Below are 18,020 nucleotides of genomic sequence, written 5' to 3' on the forward strand. Positions count from 1 at the left end.
CAATGAAATTCAGTGAACTCTGGTTACGCGAATGGGTAAATCCAGCCCTGGACAGCGCTGCGCTGTCTGAACAAATCACCATGGCCGGTCTGGAAGTGGACGGCGTTGATGCCGTCGCCGGTGTGTTCCACGGCGTTGTGGTTGGTGAAGTCGTGGAGTGCGGTCAGCACCCCAATGCCGACAAGCTGCGTGTCACCAAAATCAACGTCGGTGGCGATCGCCTGCTGGATATCGTCTGTGGCGCGCCGAACTGCCGTCAGGGACTGAAAGTTGCTGTCGCGACCGTCGGCGCTGTGCTGCCAGGTGATTTCAAAATCAAAGCGGCTAAACTGCGTGGCGAGCCCTCTGAAGGGATGCTCTGCTCGTTCTCCGAGCTGGGTATTTCCGACGATCACAACGGCATCATCGAACTGCCTTCTGACGCGCCCGTTGGCGCCGATATCCGCGCGTACCTGCAGCTGGACGACAACACCATTGAAATCAGCGTCACGCCTAACCGCGCCGACTGTCTGGGTCTGATCGGTATCGCCCGTGATGTTGCCGTGCTCAACGGCCTGCCGCTGAAGGTGCCGGAGATGCAGCCGGTCGCGGCGACGCTTAACGACACGTTCCCGATTCAGGTTGACGCGCCAGAAGCCTGTCCGCGCTATCTGGGCCGTGTCGTGAAAGGAATTAACGTTAAGGCAGCTACGCCACTGTGGATGAAAGAGAAGCTGCGTCGCTGCGGCATTCGCTCTATTGATCCTGTCGTCGATATCACCAACTACGTTCTGCTGGAGCTGGGTCAGCCAATGCACGCCTTCGACCTTGACCGTATTGATGGCGGTATCGTGGTGCGCATGGCGAAAGAGGGCGAAAAGCTGACGCTGCTGGATGGCACTGAAGCCACCCTGCAGAGTGATACTTTAGTGATCGCCGATCATCAGAAAGCGCTGGCGATGGCCGGAATCTTTGGTGGCGAACATTCGGGTGTGAACGGCGAAACGCAGAACATCCTGTTCGAGTGTGCGTACTTTGATCCGCTCTCTATCACTGGCCGCGCCCGTCGTCACGGTCTGCATACCGACGCGTCTCATCGCTACGAGCGTGGCGTTGACCCGGCGCTGCAACATACCGCGCTGGAGCGTGCTACCCAACTGCTGCTGTCCATCTGCGGCGGTGAAGCAGGCCCGATCATCGATCAGACCCATCAGGCAGCCCTGCCTGTACCCGCCACGATCACGCTGCGTCGCGAAAAGCTGGACCGTCTGATTGGTCACGTGATTGCGGATGAGCAGGTTACCGACATTCTGACGCGTCTCGGCTGTGACGTGACGGCAGGTGAAGGGCAGTGGCAGGCCGTCGCGCCGAGCTGGCGCTTCGATATGGCCATTGAAGAAGATCTGGTCGAAGAAGTGGCCCGTATTTATGGCTACAACAATATTCCTGATGTACCTGTTCAGGCTGGTCTGGTCATGACCCGTCACCGTGAAGCGAATCTGTCGCTGAAACGCGCGAAAAACCTGCTGGTGGATAAAGGTTATCAGGAAGCGATTACCTATAGCTTCGTCGATCCGAAAATCCAGCAGCTGCTGCATCCGGGTGAAGAGGCGCTGTTACTGCCAAGCCCGATCTCCAGTGATATGTCGACCATGCGTCTGTCACTCTGGACCGGTCTGCTCAGTGCGGTGGTCTATAACCAGAACCGTCAGCAGAGCCGTGTACGTCTGTTCGAGAGCGGCTTACGCTTTGTGCCAGATACGCAGGCGGATTTAGGCATCCGTCAGGATCTTATGCTGGCTGGCGTCATCAGCGGCAACCGTGTTGAAGAGCACTGGGATCTGGCGCGTCAGACAGTTGACTTCTATGATTTGAAAGGCGATTTAGAGTCGCTGCTCGATTTAACCGGCAAACTGGATGAGATTAGCTTCCGGGCTGAGGCGAATCCGGCGTTGCATCCAGGACAGAGCGCGGCGATTTATTTGCATGATGAACATATCGGATTTATCGGCGTTGTACATCCTGAGCTGGAACGTAAGCTTGATCTCAATGGCCGCACCTTAGTCTTTGAACTGCTTTGGAATAAGGTCGCAGACCGCGTCCTGCCTGACGCGCGCGAGATTTCTCGCTTCCCGGCGAACCGCCGTGATATTGCCGTTGTAGTGGCTGAAAACGTCCCTGCAGCAGATATCATTGCGGAGTGTAAGAAAGTTGGCGTAAATCAGGTAGTTGGCGTAAACTTGTTTGACGTGTACCGCGGTAAGGGCGTTTCTGAGGGCTACAAGAGCCTCGCAATCAGCCTGATTTTGCAGGATACCAGCCGGACACTCGAAGAAGAGGAGATTGCCGCGACCGTTGGCAAATGCGTTGCGGCATTAAAAGAGCGATTCCAGGCAACCTTGAGGGATTGAACCTATGGCGCTTACAAAAGCTGAGATGTCAGAGTACCTGTTTGAGAAACTCGGGCTGAGCAAACGCGATGCCAAAGAGTTAGTAGAGCTGTTTTTCGAAGAGGTACGTCGCGCTTTGGAAAATGGAGAACAGGTAAAACTGTCTGGGTTTGGTAATTTTGACCTGCGTGACAAGAACCAGCGTCCTGGCAGAAACCCGAAAACGGGTGAAGATATTCCGATTACTGCGCGTCGCGTAGTAACGTTCCGTCCAGGACAGAAGCTGAAAAGCCGCGTAGAGAACGCTACACCCAAAGAGACTGACTGAATTTCAGCGTTTCAAAAAGGCCGCGAAAGCGGCCTTTTTTCATAATGACAGCATGCAGCATTGCCGCTCATCCTATCCTTTAGAGTCCAGGCCATCCCGGCGCAGACCGCCTCATCAGCCTTTCTTTTTTCACCAATCCCTCTACAATCAAATCACTGTTTTCTCAGCTAATCCCGCTTATGTCTCTGCTCGATACGTTCGCGCGCCAGGCCGATCAACGCGGCCAGAAATGGCTGATTGCGCTCGCCCTTATGCTCTCTGCACTGCTCTGTCTCAGCCTCTGTGCCGGGGACAGCTGGATCGCGCCCTCTGCGTGGTTCAGCGATAGCGGACAGCTCTTTGTCTGGCAGTTGCGGCTGCCCCGCAGTCTGGCGGTCGTCCTGGTGGGGGCGTCGCTGGCAGTATGCGGCGTGGTGATGCAGGCGCTGTTTACCAATCCGCTGGCGGAGCCAGGCCTGCTCGGCGTTTCGAACGGCGCAGGTATCGGTCTGGTGCTCGGCGTGCTGCTGGGCAGCGGCTCGCTGTGGAGTCTGGGGCTGGCGGCGATGGCCGGTGCGCTGATAATTACGCTAATCCTGCTGCATTTTGCCCATCGTCAGCTCTCGGTCACCCGGCTGTTGCTGACCGGCGTGGCGCTGGGGATTATCTGCAGTGCCATCATGACCTGGGCGGTCTACTTCAGCACCAGTCTCGATCTGCGTCAGCTGATGTACTGGATGATGGGCGGATTCAGCGGCATTGACTGGCGCTATGGCTGGATGATGCTGGCACTGCTGCCGGTGATGCTCGCGCTGGGGGCGACCGGGCCGATTCTCAATCTGCTGGCCCTGGGCGAGACGTCCGCCCGTCAGCTCGGGCTGTCACTTTTCTACTGGCGTAACCTGCTGGTACTGGCGATGGGCTGGCTGGTGGGCATCAGCGTCGCGATGGCCGGCGCCATTGGCTTTGTCGGGCTTGTTATCCCGCATCTGCTGCGTCTGAGCGGCATCAGCGATCACCGCTATCTGCTGCCAGCATCGGCGCTGGCGGGCGCGGCGGTGCTTCTGGCCGCCGATATCGTGGCGCGGCTGGCACTGACGTCAGCGGAGTTGCCGATAGGCGTCGTGACGGCGACACTGGGCGCGCCACTGTTTATTATTTTACTGGTGAAATCTTCGCGCTAGCTTCGGCTGGCTACTCTGCATCCACAACCGCATCCATTACAGGAAAAAGCATGAACATTTATGAGACTGAACTGGTTACGCTCGACGGGGAAAAAACCACGCTGTCACAGTGGCAGGGCAAAGTTCTGCTGGTCGTCAACGTTGCCTCGAAATGTGGTCTGACGCCGCAATACGAAGAGCTGGAGAATCTGCAGAAAGCCTGGCAGGATCAGGGCTTCAGCGTCCTCGGTTTCCCCTGCAATCAGTTTCTGGAACAGGAACCGGGCAGCAGTGAGGAGATCAAAACTTTCTGCAGTACCACCTATGGCGTAACGTTCCCGCTGTTTGCCAAAACCGAGGTTAATGGCCCGGCGCGTCATCCGCTCTATGCGCAGCTGATCGCGGCCCGGCCTGACGCGGTGCGTCCGGAAGGCAGCGGTTTTTACGAACGTATGGAGAGTAAAGGGCGCGCGCCGAAAGAGCAGGGCGACATCCTGTGGAACTTTGAAAAGTTCCTGATTGGCCGTGACGGCAGTGTGATCCAGCGTTTTGCACCTGACATGACGCCGGAAGATCCCATCATTCTGGAAACGATTAAACAGGCGCTGGCAAAATAGATGCTGTTGCGCCTGCAACAGGCCGCCGTCCCCGGACGGCTGCTTCCTCTGACCGGCGAGCTTGCCGCCGGTCAGCTGCTGCACATTGCAGGCCCGAACGGAGCCGGTAAAAGCACCTTACTGAGTGTGATTGCCGGACTACAACCTGCCTCCGGCACGGTGCTGCTGGACGAAAAGGCGCTGAGTGACTGGAACGGCGCGGCACTGTCAAGGGTGCGCGGCTGGCTGCCACAGCAGCAGGCCCCACTGAGTCAGATGCCGGTCTGGCACTATCTGCGTCTGCACCTGAAACCGGTGGGGCCACAGGCCGATGCCTGTCTCAGCATGCTGCTGCAGCGGCTTCAGCTGCAGGATAAGTTATCGCGTTCACTAACCCGGCTCTCCGGCGGGGAATGGCAGCGCGTCCGGCTGGCAGCCGTCTGTGCCCAGATCGATCCTTACATCAACCCCTGCGGGCGGCTGCTGATTCTTGATGAGCCGTTGACGGCGCTGGATATCGGCCAGCAAAAAGCGGTGGACGATCTGATTGCGGCGCTGTGCGCGTCGGGTGTTAGTGTTGTCGCCAGCAGTCACGATCTTAACCACAGTCTGCAGCAGGCAGACAGGGTCTGGCTGATGGATAGCGGGCACGTGATCGCGCAGGGCGAACCTTCAGAGGTTCTGACGCCGCAGCGCCTGACACCGCTCTACCAGATTGCTTTCCGGCAGATTGAACTTGAAGGACGCACGCTGCTGACCGTTCTGCCCTGACACTTGCTACCTGGCGGGCTTTACCGCTACATTATGCCGGTTGCAACTTCTGATAAGGACATTTGGCGATGCGCCTGGGTTTGCTGATTTTAGTTCTGCTGCTGACGGGATGCAGTCATCACGCCCCGCCGATTAATGGCCGTCTTTCCGATTCAATCACCGTGATAGCGGAACTGAACGATCAGCTCGGTCACTGGCGCGGTACGCCTTATCGTTATGGCGGTATGAGTCGTAACGGCGTTGACTGCTCCGGCTTTGTCTATCTGACCTTCCGCGATAAATTTGCACTGCAACTGCCGCGCACCACCTCAGCCCAAAGCGATATTGGCACCCGCATCAGCAAAGATGAACTGCTGCCAGGCGATCTGGTCTTTTTCAAAACCGGACGCGGTGAAAATGGCCTGCATGTGGGCATCTATGATACCGATAACGCTTTTATCCACGCCTCGACCAGTCAGGGCGTCATTCGCTCCTCACTCGACAATGTCTACTGGCGAAAAGTGTTCTGGCAGGCTCGCCGTATTTAACAGCACCTTCGCGAAATCAGACTTAAGTCCAATTTTAAATAGAGTTAAAACAACGAGTAAAAGTTTTATTTTAAATGAACGTTTAGGACGAGTATTTTAATAAACAGAATAATGGCTGATTTAATTCCACTAATAACGGGTGTTTTATCACTACTATTTGGCTTAAGCGTGATCGGTTGTTGCCAAACGGAAATGGAAGGGTAAAGAAGTTCGTCTCTTCAATGATTTGGCACTATTGCCGGCGGCTGACCATTACTATACGATATCAACATCGCCGCATATTCTGGCATTAAAATGAAAATTCATCTCTCGGCCGACTATCAGTCGGAAATCTGGTTTTATCCTGTCTGTGATGTTGATGGACGGTTGACCGCTGTCGAGCTGGTAACACAGTTTGTGCATGAAAGTGCGCCCATCACCCTGCCTCAGGATCTGCTGCTTCCCCAGCTTGATGAGTCGCAGCAGTTACGTCTGCTGCAAAGCCAGATTGGATTGCTGGAGCAGAATCGCGGATTATTTGCAGCGCATTCCGTGTCAGCTTTTATCCGTATTGATGAAGGCATGGCCCGGACGCTGCTTGCCAGTGAATTAGTCATGCGCAAAATAAAACAGCTGCCTTTCATTCTATTGAATATCACTGAAACGTTTCCGCAACTCAAGCTGGGCAAAAATAATCCGCTGCTGGCGAGCCTGCATGCTGAGTTTAATTTAGCGCTTTCACATTTTGGCGCGGGCAAAACACCCTCTAATGCGGTCTACGATAATTTATTCAGCTGCATCTGTCTCGACAAAGAATTTATTCACTCGCTGGCAAAACGCGCTTCATTTGTGCCATTTATTCAGAGCATTATTGATAATTTCCGCGCCCATTGTGACCGGCTGATTATTTGCGGCATTGATGACGAAGTGCTGTTCGATAAAGTCAGCCAACTGAATGGTGCCGATTTTCAGGGTGCGCTCTTCCCGGTGGTAAAATCTGACGCACTGCGTTCACTGCTCTGTGCCGACGAGCGCATGCCATCCTCTCAGCATCCCGGCTGACAGAACCTGTTAATCCCTGCTATCAGCGTTACACTAAAGGACTAACCTACGTATCGCTGAGTATCGCATGGGAGAAACAATGTCCGCAGGCAAGGCCTCTTTTGACAACACCTGGTTCCGTGAGCTGACCGGATGTTATACCGCGCTGAACCCCACGCCGCTGGCAGGCGGACGCCTGCTGTATCACAACGCACCGCTTGCAACCTCAATGGGGCTGGATAGCGCGCTCTTTGAAGGTCACGGTCACGATGTCTGGCACGGTGCGGCACTGCTGCCCGGCATGCAGCCGCTGGCGCAGGTCTACAGTGGCCATCAGTTTGGTGTCTGGGCGGGTCAGCTCGGTGACGGGCGCGGTATCCTGCTGGGTGAACAGCGTCTGGATGATGGCAGCAAACTTGACTGGCATCTCAAGGGGGCAGGCCTGACGCCTTATTCCCGCATGGGCGATGGTCGTGCCGTGATCCGTTCCAGCGTCCGTGAGTTTCTCGCCTCGGAAGCGCTGCACCATCTGGGTATCCCCACCACGCGCGCACTCACTCTGTCGATAGGCGATGAGCCGGTCTACCGCGAAACCACTGAGCGTGGCGCGATGCTGATGCGCATTTCACCGAGCCACCTGCGTTTCGGTCATTTCGAGCATTTCTTTTACAGCCAGCAGCAGGAGAAAGTGCAGCAACTGGCTGACTACGCCATTCGTCATCACTGGCCCCATCTGGAAGAGGAAGCGGACCGCTATCAACAGTGGTTTACCGACATTGTGTTACGCACCGCGCGCCTGATTGCGTTGTGGCAGAGCGTGGGTTTTGCGCATGGCGTCATGAATACTGACAATATGTCGATCCTTGGCCTGACCATCGACTATGGCCCGTTTGGTTTTCTGGATGATTATCAGCCTGACTTTATCTGTAATCACAGCGACTATCAGGGGCGCTACAGCTTTGAAAATCAGCCGATGATTGGCATGTGGAATCTTAACCGTCTGGCGCATGCGCTGTCGGGTCTGCTGACCACTGAGCAGTTGCGGACGGCGCTGAGCGCCTATGAACCTGAACTGATGCGGGTCTGGGGTGAGAGGATGCGGGCAAAACTCGGCCTGCTGACACAACAGAGCAATGACAATCAGATTCTGACCGATCTACTGGCGCTGATGACGCAGGAGCACACTGATTACACCCTGACGTTCCGGCTGCTGAGTGAAACCCAACAGGCTGAAAGCCGTTCAGCGCTGCGCGACGAGTTCATCAATCGTGAGGCGTTTGATGGCTGGTATCAGCGCTACCGCAACCGTCTCGTGGATGAGCAGGTTAGTGATGAAGAACGACAGGCTGTGATGAAGGCGGCTAATCCGTCTGTCATTTTGCGCAACTATCTGGCGCAGCAGGCGATTGGAGAGGCGGAGCGGGGAGAGCAGGGGGCGCTGGCTCGTCTGCATCAGGCGTTACAGCGGCCCTTCAGTGATGAGACAGCCGCTGAGTATCGTCAGCGGCCGCCAGACTGGGGCAAAACCTTAGAGGTGAGTTGCTCCAGCTAATAAAGACTCAGAGGCGGTGAGAAACCGCCTCGGCCAGCAGGGCGAGCACCTTCTCACTCTCCTGCCAGCCAAGGCAGGGATCGGTAATCGACTGGCCGTAAACCAGCGGTTCACCGCTTACCACTTTCTGATTGCCTTCTTCCAGGAAGCTTTCAATCATTACACCGGCAACGGCCCGCGATCCTGATTTAATCTGCTCTGCTACCTCTGCCGCCACATCCATCTGACGACGATGCTGCTTCAGACAGTTGCCGTGACTGAAATCGATCACCAGCTGCTCTGGCAGATTAAAGGCCGCCAGACTCTCCGCGGTGGCGGCGACATCGCTGGCGTGATAGTTAGGCTGTTTACCGCCTCGCAGGATCACATGACCATGCGGGTTGCCACTGGTCTGGTAGATAGTCATCTGACCCAGTTTATCCGGCGACAGGAACATGTGGCTGGCGCGTGCGGCGCGAATCGCATCCACCGCGATCTGCACGTTTCCATCGGTGCCGTTTTTAAAGCCGACCGGGCAGGAGAGGGCTGAGGCCATTTCGCGGTGGATCTGGCTTTCGGTGGTACGTGCGCCAATCGCGCCCCAGCTGATGAGGTCAGCAATAAACTGGCCGATCACCATATCCAGAAATTCTGTGGCGGTGGGCAGGCCCAGCGCGTTGATATCAATCAGCAGCTTGCGGGCAATGCCGATACCCCGGTTCACATCGTAGCTGCCATCCAGGTCCGGATCGGAGATTAACCCTTTCCAGCCTACGACGGTGCGTGGCTTCTCGAAGTAGGCACGCATCACAATCTCCAGCCGATCTTCATAGCGGATGCGTAACGCGTTCAGACGCGCAGCATACTCCAGGGCTGCTTTCGGGTCGTGCAGCGAACAGGGCCCGATCACTACCAGCAGGCGCGGATCGTCACCCGTCAATATACGGGCGATACGTTTACGGGCAACGGTGACGTTGTCTGCAATCGCTGGAGAGACAGGATGTTCAGCCGCCAGACTGGCGGGGGTAATCAGACTACCAATGCGTGCGGTACGCAGTTCGTCGGTTTTGTTCATGAGTTTCTCGAAAACGGTTCTTCGCAGCGGTGAAATACCGGGAAGTGATGGTGGTCACAATAAACCATTAGTCTGCGAATTCAACCCGTGATTTGATAATGAAATCAAAACCCACGGCAGCGGCGCTTTACATCTTCGACCCGATTTCCCTTCAGTACATACGGCGCGTCAGGCCCATGATGTCGAGAATTTTGGTGGCAATCTCTTCGACCGAGTAGTTAGTGCTGTTGAGATAGCGGATCTGATGAGTGCGAAACAGCGCTTCGACTTCGCCTACTTCCAGCCGGCACTGGCGCATTGAGGCGTAGCGGGTATTTTCCGCCCGTTCCTGCCGTATCGCTGCCAGCCGTTCCGGATCGATCGTCAGCCCGAACAGTTTATTCTGATGGGCGCGCAGCGCGGGCGGCAGTTTGAGATTATCCATATCGTCGGCAATAAAGGGGTAGTTGGCGGCACGAATACCAAACTGCATCGCCAGATAGAGGCTGGTGGGTGTTTTGCCACAGCGCGAAACGCCTAACAGGATAACCTGCGCATCTTCCAGCCCGCGCAGCGAGATGCCGTCATCATGCGCCAGGGCGTAATCGATCGCCGCAATACGTGCGTCATATTTCCCCAGATTACTGGCGTCCAGTCCGTGGGTGCGGTGTGCCACCGGCGCAGGCGATAAGCCCAACTCTTGCTGAAGGGGAGCCACCAGCGCCTGCACGATATCCTGACAAAACCCCTCACTCTGCACGATAATGTCGCGCACCTCTGGCGTGACAATGGAGAAGAACACCAGCGGCCGCACGCCGCTCTGCTGATAAAGTGCGTTTATCTGGGCTTTAACCGCCAGCGCCCGCTGGACATTTTCCACAAATGGCAACGTCAGGCTGGTGATATTAACCGGAAACTGCGACAGCACCGCATGGCCCAGGACTTCAGCTGTTATCGCTGTACCATCGGAGATATAAAAAACGCTTCTGTCAGTTGTCATAATGAATTCAGCCTCAGCCAGGAGTGAGCCATCAGCATGAGTGATGCGACTTAATAAATCATCTCTGATTTTAATTTCTGGAAGGTCTGTCCGGATTATTTGTCTGCAGTTTCATCACGCTAACAAAAATGAAAAGGCGTTTCGAGTCGCCGGAATTCTTTTCAAACCGTGAACGGGCCACAAATAGTCCTGCGTCTGTTGCGCAACAAAAAGAATGCTTAAGTGGCTGAAAATCTGCCATTTCCTGTCACATCAGTCAGTTAGCGAAAAATAGCGACTTTGCGCAACAGCAAAATAATCCGCTCACAATTCCGAAACTGCGGCTGAAATTCTGCTTTAACGATTCAACAGATCGTTATTGATGGGGTGATATGCCAGGCTGAAAACAGCTCACTCTCTGTGTCCATTCATTGATAATTGATAAAGGATAAGCGCGATGTCCACTCAGGAACAGCCATTGGTGCTCTGGTATAACCAGCTTGGTATGCATGATGTTGATCGGGTAGGCGGTAAAAACGCCTCTTTAGGTGAAATGATAACGAATCTGTCGTCGCTGGGCGTTTCCGTACCCAATGGTTTTGCGACCACGTCGTACGCCTTTAACCTGTTTCTCGATCAAAGCGGGCTGAACCAGCGAATTTATGCGCTGCTGGATGAGACGGATATTGATGATGTTGATGCGCTGGCAAAAGCGGGTAAACAGATTCGTCAGTGGGTGGTGGAAACGCCGTTTCTGCCGGAACTGGAGTCCGCCATTCTGGACGCTTATCAGCAACTCTCTGCCGATGATGCGGCCGCGTCGTTTGCCGTCCGCTCCTCTGCCACCGCCGAAGATATGCCCGACGCCTCCTTTGCCGGCCAGCAGGAAACCTTCCTGAATGTGCAGGGCATCGACGCCGTGATGGTGGCGGTCAAGCATGTCTTTGCTTCACTGTTTAATGACCGTGCTATCTCCTACCGTGTGCACCAGGGCTACGACCATCGTGGCGTGGCGCTCTCTGCCGGCATACAGCGCATGGTGCGTTCGGACCTGGCCTCGTCAGGTGTGATGTTCACCATTGATACCGAATCAGGCTTTGATCAGGTGGTCTTCATCACCGCCGCCCTGGGACTGGGTGAGATGGTGGTGCAGGGCGCTGTTAACCCGGATGAGTTCTATGTTCACAAGCCAACGCTGGCGGCCGATCGTCCCTCTATCGTGCGTCGCAATATGGGCTCGAAAAAGGTGCGCATGGTGTATGCCGATTCTCAGGCGCATGGCGAACAGGTACGCATCGAAGATGTGCCTGAGGCCGAACGCGACCGATTCTGCCTGAACGATGAGGAAGTGCAGGCGCTGGCGAAGCAGGCAGTGCTGATTGAACAGCACTATCAGCGGCCGATGGATATTGAGTGGGCCAAAGATGGACACACCGGCAAACTGTTCATTGTTCAGGCGCGTCCTGAAACCGTGCGCTCAAATGGCCAGGTAATGGAGCGTTATACGCTGCAGGGTCAGGGCAGCGTCGTCGTTGAAGGGCGAGCCATCGGTCATCGTATCGGCGCAGGCGTGGTGAAAGTCATCCACGATATCAGCGAAATGAGCCGCATTGAAAAAGGCGATGTGCTGGTGACGGACATGACCGACCCGGACTGGGAGCCGATCATGAAAAAGGCGTCAGCCATTGTCACTAACCGAGGCGGACGAACCTGCCATGCGGCGATCATCGCGCGTGAGCTGGGTATTCCAGCGGTAGTAGGCTGTGGCGACGCGACCGATCGGCTGAGAGAGGGCCATCAGGTCACTGTCTCCTGCGCCGAGGGCGACACCGGCTACGTCTATGATCAACTGCTCGACTTCGACGTCACCAGTTCGCAGGTCGATTCGCTGCCTGAGCTGCCACTGAAGATTATGATGAACGTAGGTAACCCCGATCGTGCTTTCGATTTCGCCTGTCTGCCGAACGAAGGTGTTGGCCTGGCGCGACTGGAATTTATTATTAACCGAATGATTGGCGTCCACCCGAAAGCGCTGCTTGAATTTGATCAGCAGACGCCGGAACTGCAGCAGCAGATCCGTAAAATGATGAAAGGATTTGATAATCCGGTGGAGTTTTACATCGCTCGCCTGACGGAGGGAATTGCCACGCTTGGTGCGGCATTTGCACCGAAACGCGTAATTGTCCGACTTTCCGATTTTAAAACCAATGAATATGCCAATCTCGTTGGCGGTGAACGTTATGAGCCGGAAGAAGAAAACCCGATGCTCGGATTCCGTGGCGCAGGTCGCTATGTGGCGGATAACTTCCGCGACTGCTTTGCGCTGGAGTGCGAAGCGGTAAAACGCGTTCGCAACGAGATGGGTCTTACTAACGTCGAAATCATGGTGCCGTTTGTGCGCACGGTGGATCAGGCGCAGGCCGTGGTGGAAGAGCTGGCCCGGCAGGGGTTGAAGCGCGGTGAGAACGGGCTGAAGATCATCATGATGTGCGAGATCCCGTCAAATGCGCTGCTGGCAGAGCAGTTCCTGCAGCACTTTGATGGCTTCTCAATCGGCTCCAACGACATGACCCAGCTGACGCTGGGGCTGGATCGCGATTCCGGCGTCGTCTCCGCGCTGTTTGACGAACGTAACGAAGCCGTGAAAGCACTGCTCTCCATGGCGATCAGGGCCGCGAAGCAGCAGGGTAAATATGTCGGAATCTGTGGTCAGGGGCCGTCCGATCATCAGGATTTTGCCGCATGGCTGATGGAAGAGGGCATTGATAGCCTGTCGCTGAACCCGGACACTGTAGTGGAAACGTGGGTGAGTCTGGCACAGTTAAACAAAACCGCCTGACGACGCTTACAGAAATGATGAAAGGCCCGCACTGCGGGCCTTTTTCTGTTTATAGCGGGTCATATTCAGGCAAAAAAAAAGCCCATCACAGGGGATGGGCAAAGACTACACACAGCAATTCTTTACTCTACTCAGGGGAATCAGGTTGTCTGAAAATCATTAGCTTGATTTCGAACATAGGAAACATGTTATTCATACCGCTGGCTGGCGTCTTTAAGAATCCTCTTATTAGTTTAAAGCCGATAATCTTTTGTCACCTTTACTTCGCCGTTTGACTTAAGAAACAGTGCAGAAAGTAATCTTTTTTAGGCCAGAAAGGTCAAATAAAGGCCAAAGATGGCTTTTTTCTTAAAAATCGCTAATGGAAAACAAAATCTGGCGAGTCTCTGAGAAGGGGTGCGGCTAATCATCATTAACCGCACTAATCAATGCTCACAGGATAGAGTGACACAGCGTGTCATTGCTGTGAATCAGACGGCTGGTGGGGTACCCTCATGATCGGCCAGGGCTTCAGCCACGGCCAGTGGGTCATTATCGGGAGCTGGCGCTTCATGAACCCAGACGGAAACCAGACGGTAGGAAACAGCCAGCACCACTGGCCCGATAAACAGACCAATCATGCCGAAGGCAAACAGGCCACCTATTACGCCAGAGAGGATCAGGATCATCGGCAGGTCTGCACCCATCCGGATTAACATCGGACGCAGGACGTTATCCATCGTGCCCACCACACAACTCCAGACCAGCAGCACGGTTCCCCAGGTGGTATCGCCGCTCCAGTAGAGATAGATAATAGCCGGGACCAGCACCAGAAGCGGGCCGAGCTGAACCAGACAGCAGAGGATCATCAGCACCGTTAACAGCGTGGCATAGGGGATACCGGAGATCGCCAGACCGATACCGCCCAGCACGCCCTGCACCAGCGCCGTCACCACCACGCCAAGCGCCACGGCACGAATGGACTGTGCCGCCAGCAGCACGGCGGCATCACCGCGTCGTCCCGCCATGCGGAAAGCAAAATGACGAATGCCCTGTGCAGCCTGCTCGCCGCGCCAGTAAAGCAGCACACTGAACAGCAACATCACGCCCAGATGGATCATAAAGCGGCCGAAATGACCGGCCTGCGCGACAAAAAAGCCGGTAGTACGGCCAATGTAGGGCTGGATTTTAGCCATGATGCCGGCACCGCCGCTCGCCACCAGCGTGTCATAACTGACATAAAGCTTTTTGCCGACCATCGGCACATCCCTGAGCCACAGCAACTGCGGCATCGTATGCCCCTGGGTAACCCAGGCGATGACCGGGGCACTGTTATCGATCAGGCTGCTGACCAGCAGTGCGATAGGAATGATAAACAGCAGCAACAGCAGCATTGTCATCACGATCACCGCCAGCGAACGGCGTCCCCACAACAGGCGCTGGAATTTCAGCATCAATGGCCAGGTCGCAATTACCACCATGCTGGCCCAGGCAAAGCCCAGAATAAACGGCTGCACCACCCATAAGCAGGCGACAATCAGCAGCAGAATGAACATCAGGGTAAAGAGTATTTGCGGTAAATCCATATCCCGGTACTGGCTTTTCATCATTGACTCATAACCTCGTCTTAATCCTTCATTTCAGGGCATTCGGATGCCCGTTTTTATCATGATCTATTTGCCAGGGTTTAAACAGCGTCGCGGAGAAAGGTTTTTGTCTTTTCTGAAAAAAGGGCAGCCGCAGAAAAAATATGATAAAACGAGAAATCGCTCACGTATAAACGCAAACGTTTACAACACCTTCGGTCAGACAATCATGATCCCACAGATTTCGCAGGCACCGGGCCTCGTTCAACTGGTGCTGACGTTCCTTGAGTCGCTGAAAGAGCAGGGTTTTACCGGCGACATGGCGACCAGCTATGCCGATCGTCTTTCACTCTCCACCGATAACAGCATCTATCAATTGTTGCCCGACGCGGCGCTCTTTCCGCGTTCGACGGCGGACGTTGCGCTGCTCGCCCGCGTGGCCGGAGAAGCACGCTTTGCCAGCCTGGTATTTACCCCGCGCGGCGGCGGCACTGGCACTAACGGTCAGTCACTGAATCAGGGCATTGTGGTGGACATGTCGCGCTACATGAACCGCATCCTGGAGATCAATACTGATGAGGGCTGGGTGCGGGTCGAAGCTGGCGTCATCAAAGATCAGCTGAATGCCTGGCTGAAGCCTTTCGGCTTTTTCTTTTCGCCTGAACTGTCCACCAGTAACCGCGCCACGCTGGGCGGCATGATCAATACCGACGCGTCGGGTCAGGGTTCGCTGGTCTATGGTAAAACCTCAGACCATGTACTGGGCCTGCGCGCCGTGCTGCTGGGCGGCGATATTCTTGATACGCGACCGATGGCCACCGCGCTGGCTGAAACGCTGGCGCAGACGGCAACCCCCGAAGGCCGTATTTATCAGCAGGTGCTGACGCGCTGCCGCGAGCACCGGGATCTGATTCTGGAAAAGTTTCCCAGGCTGAATCGCTTCCTTACCGGGTATGACCTGCGCCACGTCTTCAGCGACGATATGCAAACCTTCGACCTGACGCGCCTGCTCTGTGGTGCCGAGGGCACGCTGGCTTTTGTTACTGAGGCTCGTCTCGATATCACCCCGCTGCCGAAAGTGCGGCGGCTGGTAAACATTAAATATGACTCCTTCGATTCCGCCCTGCGTAACGCACCCTTTATGGTGGACGCGCAGGCGCTGTCAGTTGAGACCGTTGACTCCAAAGTGCTGAACCTGGCGCGGGAAGATATCGTGTGGCACTCGGTGCGTGAATTGATTGCTGACGTACCCGATAAAGAGATGCTGGGTCTGAACATCGTTGAGTTCGCCGGTGATAACGCCGCACTCATCGATCAGCAGATCGAAAAACTCTGTGCCCGGCTTGATGCGCTGATGCAGCAGCAGCAGGGCGGCGTGATTGGCTATCAGTTCTGTAACGATCTGGCGGGCATTGAGCGCATCTATAACATGCGTAAAAAAGCGGTGGGCCTGCTGGGAAATGCTAAAGGCCGGGCTAAGCCGATTCCGTTTGTCGAAGATACCGCCGTTCCGCCGGAAAAACTGGCGGACTACATTGTCGAGTTTCGCGCGCTGCTCGACAGCCACGGCCTGAGCTACGGCATGTTTGGTCACGTCGATGCAGGCGTACTGCACGTGCGTCCGGCGCTGGATATGTGCGATCCGCAGCAGGAGATGATGATGAAACAGATCTCCGACGAAGTGGTGGCGCTGACCGCGCGCTATGGCGGCCTGCTGTGGGGCGAACATGGTAAAGGGTTCCGCGCCCAGTACAGTCCGGCATTCTTCGGCGAGACGCTTTTTAATGAGTTGCGCCGCATCAAAGCGGCCTTTGACCCGCTTAACCGCCTGAATCCGGGTAAAATCTGTACGCCCTTTAACAGCAACGACGAAATGATGCAGGTCGATGCGGTGAAGCGCGGAACATACGATCGGCAGATTCCGTTAACGGTCCGGGATGAATGGCGTGGAGCGATGGAGTGTAACGGCAACGGGTTATGTTTCAATTTTGATGCCCGCAGCCCGATGTGCCCGTCAATGAAGATCACCCGCAACCGTATTCACTCGCCAAAAGGGCGGGCAACGCTGACGCGGGAGTGGCTGCGACTTCTGGCCGGGCAGGGCGTCGATCCGCTGGCACTGGAAAAGCAGCTGCCGGAAAACAGCCTGTCGCTACGCGGGCTGATCGCCCGTACCCGCAACAGCTGGCACGCCAGTAAAGGGGAGTATGACTTCTCGCACGAGGTGAAAGAGGCGATGTCCGGCTGTCTGGCCTGTAAAGCCTGCTCCACCCAGTGTCCGATTAAAATTGACGTGCCCGCATTCCGCTCGCGCTTTCTGCAGCTCTATCACACCCGTTATCTGCGCCCGGTCAGCGATCACCTGGTGGCGGCGGTCGAAGGCTATGCGCCTCTGATGGCGAAGGCGCCAAAAGTATTTAACTTCTTCCTGCGCCAGCCGTGGATGAAAGAGTTAAGCAAAACGCATATCGGCATGGTCGATCTGCCGCTGCTTTCGTCTCCTAACCTGAAACAGCAGCTCAGTGGCCATCCCGCTATGAACATGACGCTGGAACAGTTGGAAGGACTGTCAGCCACGGAGCGCGCCAGCTGTGTGCTGGTGGTACAGGATCCCTTTACCAGCTTCTATGAGGCACAGCTGGTTAACGATTTTGTCAGGCTGATTGAGAAGCTGGGGCATCGCCCGGTGCTGCTGCCTTTCTCGCCAAACGGTAAAGCGCAGCACGTGAAAGGCTTCCTGCAACGTTTCGCCCGCACGGCAGCCCGTACCGCCGATTTTCTTAATCGGGTCGCAAAACTGGAACTGCCGATGGTGGGCGTCGATCCGGCTACCGTGCTCTGCTATCGCGATGAGTATCGTCAGACGCTGGGTGAATCGCGCGGCGACTTCAGCGTATTGCTGGTGCATGAATGGTTAGAGCGTGCCCTGGCAGAACGTGAAGTGCAGGCCACGGGCGGGGAATCCTGGTATCTGTTTGCGCACTGCACCGAGGTAACCGCGCTGCCTTCAGCGCCCACCCAGTGGCAGGCGATTTTCTCCCGTTTTGGCGCAAAGCTGGAGAACATCAATGTAGGTTGCTGCGGCATGGCGGGCACGTATGGGCACGAAAGTCAGAACCTCGAAAACTCGCTGGGGATCTATGCGCTCTCCTGGCATCCGCAGCTTCAGCGACTGCCGCGCCAGCGCTGTCTGGCCACCGGCTATTCATGCCGCAGCCAGGTCAAGCGTGTGGAAGGCAACGGCATGCGCCATCCGCTTCAGGCATTGTTAACGCTAATGTAAAAAAATTGTGCGCGAC

At 55.6% G+C, this 18,020-nt stretch carries 13 protein-coding genes and 1 other RNA gene; 10 read left to right on the forward strand and 4 right to left on the reverse strand.

The window, feature by feature from the left end:
• Nucleotides 1-2: 2 nt before the first annotated feature.
• The 8 genes from pheT to AC6I8E_RS08295 all read left to right on the forward strand — a co-directional run bounded on the left by pheT (nt 3) and on the right by AC6I8E_RS08295 (nt 8,305).
• A complete protein-coding gene (pheT, locus tag AC6I8E_RS08260) occupies nt 3-2,390 on the forward strand; it encodes a phenylalanine--tRNA ligase subunit beta (RefSeq protein ID WP_147788257.1) in 2,388 nt (795 codons plus the stop codon).
• 4 nt (nt 2,391-2,394) lie between these two features.
• Entirely contained in the window at nt 2,395-2,697 is a 303-nt protein-coding gene (ihfA, locus tag AC6I8E_RS08265) for an integration host factor subunit alpha (protein WP_003853259.1), read from the forward strand.
• 179 nt (nt 2,698-2,876) lie between these two features.
• Nucleotides 2,877-3,860 (forward strand): vitamin B12 ABC transporter permease BtuC, encoded by a 984-nt coding sequence (btuC, locus tag AC6I8E_RS08270; RefSeq protein WP_013357684.1) that lies wholly within the window; start codon nt 2,877-2,879, stop codon nt 3,858-3,860.
• A 50-nt stretch (nt 3,861-3,910) separates the two neighbouring features.
• The gene (locus tag AC6I8E_RS08275) at nt 3,911-4,456 is read left to right on the forward strand and encodes a glutathione peroxidase (protein WP_013357685.1); all 546 of its coding nucleotides are present in this window, start codon (nt 3,911-3,913) and stop codon (nt 4,454-4,456) included.
• Nucleotides 4,457-5,206 carry a vitamin B12 ABC transporter ATP-binding protein BtuD gene (btuD, locus tag AC6I8E_RS08280; protein ID WP_497824662.1) on the forward strand — a complete coding sequence of 250 codons (750 nt, stop codon included), beginning with the start codon at nt 4,457-4,459 and terminating at the stop codon, nt 5,204-5,206. It begins immediately after the preceding gene.
• A 68-nt stretch (nt 5,207-5,274) separates the two neighbouring features.
• Nucleotides 5,275-5,733 (forward strand): C40 family peptidase, encoded by a 459-nt coding sequence (locus AC6I8E_RS08285; RefSeq protein WP_013357687.1) that lies wholly within the window; start codon nt 5,275-5,277, stop codon nt 5,731-5,733.
• A 294-nt stretch (nt 5,734-6,027) separates the two neighbouring features.
• Nucleotides 6,028-6,774 (forward strand): EAL domain-containing protein, encoded by a 747-nt coding sequence (locus AC6I8E_RS08290; protein ID WP_312215214.1) that lies wholly within the window; start codon nt 6,028-6,030, stop codon nt 6,772-6,774.
• Nucleotides 6,775-6,853: 79 nt separating this feature from the next.
• Complete coding sequence (locus tag AC6I8E_RS08295) at nt 6,854-8,305, forward strand: protein adenylyltransferase SelO (RefSeq protein WP_312215482.1); 1,452 nt, start codon at nt 6,854-6,856, stop codon at nt 8,303-8,305.
• Between the two features lie 7 nt (nt 8,306-8,312).
• On the opposite strand, the gene AC6I8E_RS08300 is transcribed toward AC6I8E_RS08295, so the two are convergent.
• Entirely contained in the window at nt 8,313-9,359 is a 1,047-nt protein-coding gene (locus AC6I8E_RS08300) for a 3-deoxy-7-phosphoheptulonate synthase (RefSeq protein WP_312215212.1), read from the reverse strand.
• Between the two features lie 151 nt (nt 9,360-9,510).
• A complete protein-coding gene (ppsR, locus tag AC6I8E_RS08305; RefSeq protein WP_013357691.1) occupies nt 9,511-10,338 on the reverse strand; it encodes a posphoenolpyruvate synthetase regulatory kinase/phosphorylase PpsR in 828 nt (275 codons plus the stop codon).
• 436 nt (nt 10,339-10,774) lie between these two features.
• Between ppsR and ppsA the strand changes: the two genes are divergently transcribed.
• Nucleotides 10,775-13,156, forward strand: coding sequence for a phosphoenolpyruvate synthase (gene ppsA, locus AC6I8E_RS08310; RefSeq protein ID WP_095707277.1), 2,382 nt, complete (start codon nt 10,775-10,777; stop codon nt 13,154-13,156).
• Between the two features lie 70 nt (nt 13,157-13,226).
• Here ppsA and rprA read toward each other — a convergent pair.
• Nucleotides 13,227-13,334, reverse strand: an RNA gene (gene rprA, locus AC6I8E_RS08315) — antisense sRNA RprA.
• Nucleotides 13,335-13,626: 292 nt separating this feature from the next.
• Nucleotides 13,627-14,745 carry an AI-2E family transporter YdiK gene (gene ydiK, locus AC6I8E_RS08320; RefSeq protein ID WP_013357693.1) on the reverse strand — a complete coding sequence of 373 codons (1,119 nt, stop codon included), beginning with the start codon at nt 14,743-14,745 and terminating at the stop codon, nt 13,627-13,629.
• A 205-nt stretch (nt 14,746-14,950) separates the two neighbouring features.
• Here ydiK and ydiJ point away from each other — a divergent pair, with 205 nt between their 5' ends.
• Nucleotides 14,951-18,004, forward strand: a complete 3,054-nt coding sequence (gene ydiJ, locus AC6I8E_RS08325) for a D-2-hydroxyglutarate dehydrogenase YdiJ (RefSeq protein WP_033784570.1) — start codon at nt 14,951-14,953, stop codon at nt 18,002-18,004.
• Nucleotides 18,005-18,020: the final 16 nt, after the last annotated feature.

Source organism: Pantoea sp. X-Soil-YNGN-785 (genome assembly GCF_059730585.1).

Excerpts from the sequence above, each read along its gene's own strand:
- pheT (WP_147788257.1), top strand. The coding sequence starts at position 3 with ATGAAATTCAGTGAACTCTGGTTACGCGAATGGGTAAATCCAGCCCTG.
- ihfA (WP_003853259.1), top strand. The coding sequence starts at position 2,395 with ATGGCGCTTACAAAAGCTGAGATGTCAGAGTACCTGTTTGAGAAACTC.
- btuC (WP_013357684.1), top strand. The coding sequence starts at position 2,877 with ATGTCTCTGCTCGATACGTTCGCGCGCCAGGCCGATCAACGCGGCCAG.
- AC6I8E_RS08275 (WP_013357685.1), top strand. The coding sequence starts at position 3,911 with ATGAACATTTATGAGACTGAACTGGTTACGCTCGACGGGGAAAAAACC.
- btuD (WP_497824662.1), top strand. The coding sequence starts at position 4,457 with ATGCTGTTGCGCCTGCAACAGGCCGCCGTCCCCGGACGGCTGCTTCCT.
- AC6I8E_RS08285 (WP_013357687.1), top strand. The coding sequence starts at position 5,275 with ATGCGCCTGGGTTTGCTGATTTTAGTTCTGCTGCTGACGGGATGCAGT.
- AC6I8E_RS08290 (WP_312215214.1), top strand. The coding sequence starts at position 6,028 with ATGAAAATTCATCTCTCGGCCGACTATCAGTCGGAAATCTGGTTTTAT.
- AC6I8E_RS08295 (WP_312215482.1), top strand. The coding sequence starts at position 6,854 with ATGTCCGCAGGCAAGGCCTCTTTTGACAACACCTGGTTCCGTGAGCTG.
- AC6I8E_RS08300 (WP_312215212.1), bottom strand. The coding sequence starts at position 9,359 with ATGAACAAAACCGACGAACTGCGTACCGCACGCATTGGTAGTCTGATT.
- ppsR (WP_013357691.1), bottom strand. The coding sequence starts at position 10,338 with ATGACAACTGACAGAAGCGTTTTTTATATCTCCGATGGTACAGCGATA.
- ppsA (WP_095707277.1), top strand. The coding sequence starts at position 10,775 with ATGTCCACTCAGGAACAGCCATTGGTGCTCTGGTATAACCAGCTTGGT.
- ydiK (WP_013357693.1), bottom strand. The coding sequence starts at position 14,745 with ATGATGAAAAGCCAGTACCGGGATATGGATTTACCGCAAATACTCTTT.
- ydiJ (WP_033784570.1), top strand. The coding sequence starts at position 14,951 with ATGATCCCACAGATTTCGCAGGCACCGGGCCTCGTTCAACTGGTGCTG.